Here is an 8,829-nt window from a genome sequence, read left to right as displayed (position 1 = left end):
GCTCAACAGAAAAGTCATGAAGGTGCGAAAACATATGAGAGGCCAGAGGTAGCTCCTCAACTTGAGCCCGTATATAAGCCAGCATCTAACTTTGTTTGTAATTTCTTTTTGACATACGGCGGGAGTCCATATAAGCCCCTACCAACGCACCAGACGGTGCATTTGTATATTGATCAATAACCTTTCCAATCGGTTAATGACTCTAAACTAAAACTTTGCCGCCCAAAGCGAAAAATACTGCGATTCTGCTGAATTTCAAGCAGCTGAATTTGCCCCTGGCCATCAAACTGCCCTTCCTTTAGCTTTTCACCATTTATCCTGATCCAGCGCTCCCGTGCAATTGTCGAATAGATATGGGTATCATATATTATGCTCGGAACTTTCCTTTGAAATTCAGTAGCCATCTCATAAATATCACGGCCATCGTTACTTATTGCAGGAGTAGATATTTCCTCTTTTCCCGTAGCGCTTAATAAAGCGAGCTCAAAACGTTGCCGCAAATCGTCAGAAACAGCCCCGTAATCAAGCTGTTCTTGCCCATCATTAACAAAGTCAACCTCTGCTCCTGTCTCTATCAGTGGCTTATTCAGATCCTCCGGTACAGTGTAATCAGCAGTTAAAACGGTTTCGCGCTCGCCTTGTAGTACAGGTAAAGGTTGAGTAGCAAAAGTTACTTTTTTAACGACTCCGGACGCTCTCTGATCAAATTTTCTCCCCTGGTCAACCTCGGGGGAAGACTCTTTCTGAGTAGCTTTAATAGCCCTTTCATTGAGGGCTTGAGACTCTATTTGAATGCTGTCAACCGCTCTCCCGTCAGCGGAAAAATCTGATGTTTTCTGCAGGACACTGTTTTTGTTTTGTATTGCTAGCGGCTTGCTATTAACGCCCTTATGCTGCACTACAAATTGCTGATAAAGTAAAATGGTTAATAGACAGATTATAATCAGCAATGCCATCAATAAAGCGAGTCTCCATTTAAGCAATCCTTTACCCCCTGCTGCAACCTGAGAAAAATGCTCACTATGCTGGAATTTTTGTTTTTGCAGCGCATCTAGAATTGTGGACATTAATATATTTCCTGTTGTAAGCGCGGAAGCTGTGGATTGGCTAATTGCAGTAACGGCATCAAGGTCTTTGCTCCGACTATGCCGTCTTCTTGTAAACCATTATCCCGCTGGAATGCGCGAACTTGTTGTAACAAGGGTAAGTCAAAACGGTTTTCACTCTCCAAACCAGCTTGGTGAAGTTTATTAAATTGCTTGACCAGCCAGGCTACTTTTTCATTTTGCTGGCCGAATTTCATATAGCCCTGTAAATCAAAGGGTGCCTGCCATAATAAGGTGAGGTCACCCGACCAGTACTTATTAAACCATGTTTCAGAGACTTCAATCAGTTGCCCGTCAATCAATAATTGATAGCTATTATCAATACGATAAAGCACCGCGTATAGACTTTCCAGATCATCCGTTTCAAGTTTAACCACACTCGGATAATTCAACTGCTTTAATTTTTTAAGGCTGCTGGTTTCTGAATAACAGGATAATAATACACTCCTCCCCTGTTCGCAGTTAACCGTTTCGATATTGGTTTGATAACCCCACACTGCATATAAGTTCATCAATGCATTGCTAAAAGTCGCATTGGAAGTATCTAAAGCAGGATAACTGTCAAACCAGTTTAATGATTCTGCTGCCGCTCCTGGCATAACAGGCGGCTGTTGTGTCGAGACAGACACCGAAACTGTTTTTGACGGGAGAACGGTTAGTTGTGCTTCAGCCTGTAAAGCTGCTGTCGATAACGGCTCTGTAGACTGCGATTCAGCCTGCAACGCTGCTGTCGATAACGGCTCTGCAGGTTGCGATTCAGCCTGCAATGCTGCTGTCGATAACGTCTCTACAGATTGTGATTCAGCCTGCAAAGCTGCTGTAGATAAAGTCTCTACAGATTGTGATTCAGGCTGCAAAGCCGCTGTAGATAAAGTCTCTGCAGATTGTGATTCAGCCTGCAACGCTGCTGTGGGCAACGGTTCTGCTGATTGCAATTCAGGCTGCATACCTGCTGTAGATAAAGTCTCTGCAGATTGTGATTCAGCCTGTACCTCTACTGACAACTTACCAGATTGCTCTTTTAGATGTTCCAGGCGAAGCAGTATTTCGGGTAGTTGCCAAAGAGTAACGACGGTCAATAAGAGCAGAGCAGCAAATCGCCATTTGCTTTTCAATGAACCGATAAAAGTGTTGTGACTGCCCGACAACTCCATCTCAACGCTGGCTTTTTTCACCATATCGGCTGTTACTTTCAGAGAGTTTTGTGTATAGGCACAGAGTAAACTCCGGTCGCAGAGTAAATTGATTAAGCGTGGAACACCTTCACTGCTTCTAAAAACCTCTCTTAGTGCTTGCGCTTCAAAAATCGGAAAACAGCCCCCGGCAATATTTAAGCGATGCTGAATATAATATCTGCTTTCCTGTTCGGTCAGCGGCAACAGATGATAACGTGCGGTAATACGCTGCGCCAATTGACGAAACTCGGTTTGTTTTAGTTTTTGCTGTAATTCGGTCTGGCCGATTAATATAACCTGTAGTGGTTTTTTATTATTTGATTCAATATTTGTCAACAGGCGTAGCTGCTCCAATACCGAGAAACTCAGATGTTGCGCTTCATCAATCAGTACAATCGCACTGCGCCCCTGATCATGATTATTCATCATCCAGGTAGTTAAGCTGTCAAATAAGTGTTTTAAACTGTTCCTGTCTTTTTCATAAGCAATCTGAAATTCATCGCAAATAGTGGCGAGCAGTTCAATTTCAGTTAAAGCCGGATTTAAAATAAAAGCGATATCTGTGGTTGCAGCGATCTCCTGTAACAGTTTACGGCAGACCGTTGTTTTACCCGTTCCCACTTCACCGGTTAACAGCACAAAACCGCCATTACCCTGCACGCCATATTGCAAATGCGCTATCGCTTCTTTATGGCGGTCACTCAAGAATAAAAAATCTGGATCAGGAGAGATCGAAAAGGGTTGCTCTTTTAAAGAAAAAAAATCTTGATACATAAAAAACCCAAAGAAGATTAGCGACAATATGATTAATAATTTATACCCAAGCTACTTGAAGATGCAAGCCTCAGCAAGTAGAGAAGTGACTCCTTTCTTATAAATCATCAGGCAAGGCATGAAGTTGAAGGTTTAGTCATTCTAAATCAATGTTTCATAACGCTGAAGATGGTTTTGCCACTCACCCTGCCCTGCGGGAGGTTTGGCTATACAGGAATCAGTATCTTAAAACCGTTTGAGTATATACTCTTTATCCATCAAGATGTAAAAATCAATGAGTCGACAGGCAAACAAACTAACGGCATGAAAATCTATCCGCTCAAATCGAGACTTGATAGCAGCAAGGATCCAACCTTCCGCTTTGCTCTAATGCCAGAACAAAGCCTGATAAATGCATTTTCTATGATGAAGGGTATAATAGCTAACTACGTCATAAAAGAGGGGAAGAGATGCAGGTATTTTTAGTTGGAGGTGCTGTACGAGATCAGTTATTAGATCAGGAAGTGAAGGATCGCGATTATGTGGTGATCGCGGCCACTCCGGAAGAGCTGTTACAGTCAGGTTTTCAGCAAGTAGGAAAGGATTTCCCAGTTTTCCTCCACCCGCGGACGGGCGAAGAATATGCCCTGGCGCGTACCGAGCGCAAGAAAGGTTCAGGTTATAACGGATTTGAGTGCTACGCAGGCGTGGATGTCACACTTGAAGAAGATTTAAAACGCCGTGATCTAACCATTAATGCTATTGCCCAATCAGAGCAGGGTGATCTGATTGATCCCTACAACGGGTTGCAGGATATCCGGACAAAAACACTGCGCCATATCTCTCCTGCATTCAGCGAAGATCCTCTGCGTGTTTTACGTGTGGCACGCTTCGCCGCACGTTTTTACGAGTTAGGATTCACCATTGCACCAGAAACGCTGGACCTGATGCGCTGTTTAAGCTTCAGTGGAGAGTTGAATCATTTAATCCCAGAAAGAGTGTGGCAGGAAACGGCAAAAGCGCTGCACACCGATAACCCGCATATTTACTTTCAAGTGTTACGTGATTGTGGCGCGCTGGCGATTTTATTCCCCGAAATTGACGCGTTATTCGGTGTTCCGGCACCGCAAAAATGGCATCCTGAAATTGATACCGGCATACATACTCTGATGGTTGTACAACAGGCGGTGAAATTATCCGATTCAATTGCTTTTCGCTTTGCCTGTCTGGTCCACGACCTTGGCAAGGCACTCACACCAAGAGAGTGCTGGCCAAGCCATAAGGGACACGGGCACCTTGGGTTAAGCGCAATCAACGGCCTTTGTACCCGCCTGAAAATACCTAATGAATGTAGAGAGTTGGCATGCTTAGTCAGTGAGCATCATACCCTTGTCCATCATGGACTCGAATTGAAAGCAGCAACTCTGGTTAAATTAATGGAACAAACTGATGCATGGCGGAAACCTCAGCGATTTTTACAAATGCTGCAGTGCTGCGTTGCCGATTCTAAAGGGCGAACCGGCTTTGAAGATAAAGACTATCCAAGTGCAGATTTCATTTGGCAGGCTTTTCAGACAGCGCGACTTGTGGATGTCCAGCAGATTATCAAACAAGGCTTTAAAGGCGCGGAAATTAAAGATCAGCTGCGCCATGCCCGTATTCAGGCTGTGGAAAGCTATAAACAACAGCATGCTACGTAATTTAATTTTTGGTTGCGAACGCAATATTGAGTGAGCAGTAAAATGTCAAATTCTCTTGCAATCATACCGTTGGATAATCTCGCGATCGCCTTTATCCCGGTGTCGGTGGTGATACTGATTTTAGTAAAATGGTCATTAAACGGAAAATATGCTCTCTACGCACTGTCGCGCATGTTAGTGCAGCTGTTACTGGTCGGTTATTTTCTTAGTTATCTGTTTGCCAGTGCGAATGCCTGGATAGTCGCAGTGATGCTGATTATGATGGTGCTGTTTTCCAGTTGGATTGCTTTGGGTAATATTAAAGAACAACGTATAAAACTCTTAAAGCGGGCGATATTTTCAATCGCAGTCGGAGGCTGTTTTACTTTATTTATTATCACTCAGGGGGTATTAAGATTACAACCATGGCATCAGGTACAGACGATGATCCCGTTAGCGGGAATGATTTTTGCCAATTGTATGAATAGTGTTAGCCTTTCTGCAGAGCGTTTTTATGCCGAATTGGCAAGAGATGTTGAGTATAGCGAAGCACGCAAAATTGCCTTTCAGGCCTCGATTATCCCCAATGTGAATGCCCTGTTTGCCGTCGGATTAGTTTCCCTGCCCGGCATGATGACCGGGCAAATACTATCCGGCACCTCACCCTTTATTGCGGCAAGGTACCAGATAGTCGTGATGTGTATGATATTTGCCTCGGCAGGTATTTCATCTGCTTGTTTTTTGATTTTAAATAACCCCCGGATAAAAAATAGCAGGGCTAAACCCCGGCCAACACATAAAACAGAAAACAGCCTAACAGAAGACGATAAATAACAAAGGGCATCATCCCCACTTTATTAAGCAGGATAAGAAATCCATGAATGCATAAAATAGCACTGGCAAATGAGAGTCCCGCACCTAAAAACAAAGTACCCCAATCGACATATTGATCAGATAATATAAATTTGAGCAAATCATACCCGGAAGCCATGGCAATAATGGGAATAGACATTAAAAAGGAAAAACGTGCAGCTGCATTACGTGTTAAGCCGAGCATTAAACCTGCAGTAATAGTGATACCTGAGCGGGATGTGCCGGGAATCAATGCCAATACCTGTGCAAGGCCAATAAATACAGCTCGTTTTAACCCCGTTTGGTATTCCGTTTTTACCTGTTTTGCTGTGGCATCCGCCCACCACAGCAGCAGACCGAAAACAACCGTTGTTACCGCAATCACGTAACCGCTGCGCAGATAAGTTTCAACCAGCGATTTACCAAAAAAACCCACTAACGCAGCAGGAACAGTCGCCCAGATAATCCACCAGGCAAGACGGCTGTCCTGAGTCTGCTGCTTAGTACTGATTGAGGTTAACCAGGCCTTTGACATATTTGCCACCTCGCTCCTAAAGTAGATCAATACGGCAGACAATGTGCCGATATTAAGTATTAAATCAAAGGCTAAGCCCTGATCCTGCCATCCCAGTAACTGCGATGGCAGAATTAAGTGTGCGGAACTGGATATAGGCAGGAATTCTGTCAAGCCCTGAATTAAGGCTAATACAACAACTTCAAGTGTGGACATTTTTTTCTCTCATATACAAAATAAACTAATTAAAATCGGCGCTAAGACAGCTCTATTTCCCACAATTTCTGTTTTTCGCGGGGATAATTTTGCCACAATGTCTGATAGGTCAAACCCGAAACCGGGTGGATTAATGTAGGGGCTAACTCAGACAAGGGTTTTAATACAAAGGCATTTTTTAGAATTTCTGCACGAGGTAAATCAATCTGCGGGTCGATCTGCTGATCATATAGCAATAAATCTAAATCTAAGGTTCTCGGTGCGAACTTGGCTGCATTTTCCGGTCGCCCATGTTTGACCTCAATGCTTTTAAGGATTCGAATTAATTCGTCAATATCAACCCGGGTATGCAATTCGACGACTAAATTATAAAAATTAACCCCGGAAAAACCCACCGCTTCACTTTCATAAACAGGTGATAATGCTAACTCTCCAAACTCATCCCGTAAGGAGGCAATTCCCGAACGAATATTTTCTGCTTTATTGATACTGGAACCGACACCAAGGAATACTTGTGCCATCAGCGTTTACCCCGCTCAATTTGTACCCCCAGTGTCTGTGCTTTGGGCAAGGCTCCGGGTTTATGCAGGGTCACTTTAATCCAGGGAACAGAAAACTGCTCCATAATCAGTGTTGCGACTGACTCAGCCATGGTTTCAATTAATTCAAAGCAGTGTGTTTGAGCAAACTTGTTCACCGCCTCTGCAACGCTGAAATAATCCAGTGCAAGCTTAATATCATCACTCATAGCCGCGGGTTTATTATCAAAAGCCATCTCCAGATCAAAATAGAGTTTCTGCTGCACCGATTTTTCCCACTCATACACACCGATTGTGCTGATTACTTCCAGCTGTTTGATAAAAACAATATCCATTTTAAAACCTATTCGAGTTAGTTAAAACGCTATTACTTAGCAACAGATCATCGTACTATCCTGCTAATCAATATCACGATAATCTTCAGCCATTCTACCCCAAAGGGCTAATTCAGAGGTTAAAAACCATTTACAACGTATTGAAATATTGAGACAGACAGACAAACCTTTCATCCCAATCCAGATATATACCCATGTGACTTCATTTATTGTCCTTTGAGTTACACAGTTTGGCTCTTCCCGACTTGCTGATTTCTGCATCCTGAAGTAGATTGGCTATTAAAGTGCAGTATTTTACCTGAACAAGAAGAAATAAATAGAAATGATTAGCCTGGTTACTTTAATATTCATTATTGGTGCGTATCTTTTTGGTGCGCTTAATGGCGCAATTATATTATGTATTGTCAAGGGGTGGCCAGATCCCCGCACCCAGGGCTCCAAAAATCCCGGCGCCACTAACATGTTGCGCCTGCACGATGCCCAAGCCGCCAGCACAGTGCTTATTTTTGACCTGTTAAAAGGCACAATACCGGTATACCTGGCTTATTTTTTTGGTTATTCCCCCTTACTTATCGGTGTAATCGGTATCGCAGCCTGTCTGGGACATATCTTTCCGCCCTATTTTCAATTTGCAGGGGGCAAGGCGGTAGCAACGGGTTTGGGAACGTTATTGCCTTTGGGTATGGATTTGACAGGTTTACTTGTTTTAACCTGGCTTTTTACTATTGCAGTAAGTGGCTACGCTTCATTGGCTGCTATTGTGACTGCCATTGCCGCCCCGTTTTTTGTTCAGCAGATAAATCCCGAATATACAATTTCAGTTATTATGCTGTCGATATTGATAGTTATGCGTCATATCGGCAATATTCGCCGTATTTTAAGGGGCAAAGAAAAGAAAATAGTGAACTGGAAGCAATAATAATAAAAAGGCGTTGGTAGTTATAATCAACCTCGTTATAATTAACATTTTTACAACATTTAAAACCTAAGAATTATCTTATTTACTCAGGTTATAACGAATGCAGGCTTTATTATTAATGCTGTAATTAGAACAACGAATTATTGTCATCAGGACCTTATTCGCATCTATTTTTTCCACCAAAAAGTACGCCTGGTTAATGGAAGTGTTATAAGTCATCCCATCCACAAACACAAAAATGGAGTTTAACGTGAACCTTATTAAACGTATTGCCCTGCTGGCAGGCTTAACAATGAGTGTATTCAGTGCTTCAAGCTCTGCACAGGATCTTTCGGAAGCAGCAATTGCTGAACGTATTGCCCCCGTAGGTAACGTTTATTTGGACGGAGAAATCACCACGGTGAGCCAAAGCAGTGACTCAACTGAACCGGCAGGCCCGAGATCCGGAGAAAAAATTTATAATACATACTGCGTGGCTTGCCATGGTACCGGCGCGGCCGGTGCACCAGTCAAGGGCGATGCAGCGGCATGGCAACCTCGTCTGGCACAAGGGTCTGAAACCTTACTCAAGCATGCTATTCAAGGCGTTAATGCAATGCCCGCAAAAGGTACCTGCAGTGACTGCAGTGATGAGGAGATCGCTTCTGCCGTTGCATTCTTAACAAAAGGTCTTTAAACCTTAACGGTAATACTTTAATTTAGCCACCTTAGGTGGCTTTTTTTTATACCTGATATTTACGA

The 8,829-nt window shown here is 43.2% G+C and carries 9 protein-coding genes; 4 read left to right on the top strand and 5 right to left on the bottom strand.

Features of this window, described 5'->3' with window-relative positions:
* Positions 1-173: 173 nt before the first annotated feature.
* Together ABZA00_RS05760 and ABZA00_RS05755 are read right to left on the bottom strand one after the other, a co-directional pair.
* Positions 174-1,067 (bottom strand): general secretion pathway protein GspB, encoded by an 894-nt coding sequence (locus ABZA00_RS05760; protein WP_372881192.1) that lies wholly within the window; start codon positions 1,065-1,067, stop codon positions 174-176.
* A complete protein-coding gene (locus ABZA00_RS05755) occupies positions 1,067-3,055 on the bottom strand; it encodes an AAA family ATPase (protein ID WP_372881191.1) in 1,989 nt (662 codons plus the stop codon). The genes ABZA00_RS05760 and ABZA00_RS05755 overlap by 1 nt, the downstream gene beginning before the upstream one ends.
* A 449-nt stretch (positions 3,056-3,504) precedes the next feature.
* On the opposite strand from ABZA00_RS05755, the gene ABZA00_RS05750 reads away from it, so the two are divergent.
* Both ABZA00_RS05750 and ABZA00_RS05745 read left to right on the top strand, forming a co-directional pair.
* Positions 3,505-4,734 carry a multifunctional CCA addition/repair protein gene (locus ABZA00_RS05750; RefSeq protein WP_372881190.1) on the top strand — a complete coding sequence of 410 codons (1,230 nt, stop codon included), beginning with the start codon at positions 3,505-3,507 and terminating at the stop codon, positions 4,732-4,734.
* Positions 4,735-4,776: 42 nt separating this feature from the next.
* Positions 4,777-5,547: an ABC transporter permease gene (locus ABZA00_RS05745; RefSeq protein WP_372881189.1), complete on the top strand. Its 771-nt coding sequence runs from the start codon at positions 4,777-4,779 to the stop codon at positions 5,545-5,547.
* On the opposite strand, the gene ABZA00_RS05740 is transcribed toward ABZA00_RS05745, so the two are convergent.
* The 3 genes from ABZA00_RS05740 to folB are packed head-to-tail and all read right to left on the bottom strand — an operon-like array spanning position 5,492 to position 7,169.
* Positions 5,492-6,295, bottom strand: a complete 804-nt coding sequence (locus tag ABZA00_RS05740; RefSeq protein WP_372881188.1) for an undecaprenyl-diphosphate phosphatase — start codon at positions 6,293-6,295, stop codon at positions 5,492-5,494. The two genes, ABZA00_RS05745 and ABZA00_RS05740, sit on opposite strands and share 56 nt — an antisense overlap.
* Positions 6,296-6,336: 41 nt before the next feature.
* A complete protein-coding gene (gene folK, locus ABZA00_RS05735) occupies positions 6,337-6,816 on the bottom strand; it encodes a 2-amino-4-hydroxy-6-hydroxymethyldihydropteridine diphosphokinase (protein ID WP_372881187.1) in 480 nt (159 codons plus the stop codon).
* Positions 6,816-7,169 carry a dihydroneopterin aldolase gene (folB, locus tag ABZA00_RS05730; protein ID WP_372881186.1) on the bottom strand — a complete coding sequence of 118 codons (354 nt, stop codon included), beginning with the start codon at positions 7,167-7,169 and terminating at the stop codon, positions 6,816-6,818. Before folB ends, folK begins: the two co-directional genes overlap by 1 nt.
* Positions 7,170-7,491: 322 nt before the next feature.
* Between folB and plsY the strand changes: the two genes are divergently transcribed.
* Together plsY and ABZA00_RS05720 are read left to right on the top strand one after the other, a co-directional pair.
* Positions 7,492-8,088, top strand: coding sequence for a glycerol-3-phosphate 1-O-acyltransferase PlsY (gene plsY, locus ABZA00_RS05725; RefSeq protein ID WP_372881185.1), 597 nt, complete (start codon positions 7,492-7,494; stop codon positions 8,086-8,088).
* Between the two features lie 238 nt (positions 8,089-8,326).
* Positions 8,327-8,764: a cytochrome c5 family protein gene (locus ABZA00_RS05720; protein WP_372881184.1), complete on the top strand. Its 438-nt coding sequence runs from the start codon at positions 8,327-8,329 to the stop codon at positions 8,762-8,764.
* Positions 8,765-8,829: the final 65 nt, after the last annotated feature.

The organism is Psychromonas sp., assembly GCF_041586535.1.
GTDB lineage: Bacteria > Pseudomonadota > Gammaproteobacteria > Enterobacterales > Psychromonadaceae > Psychromonas.
This window is presented reverse-complemented; position numbering and strand designations above follow the sequence as displayed.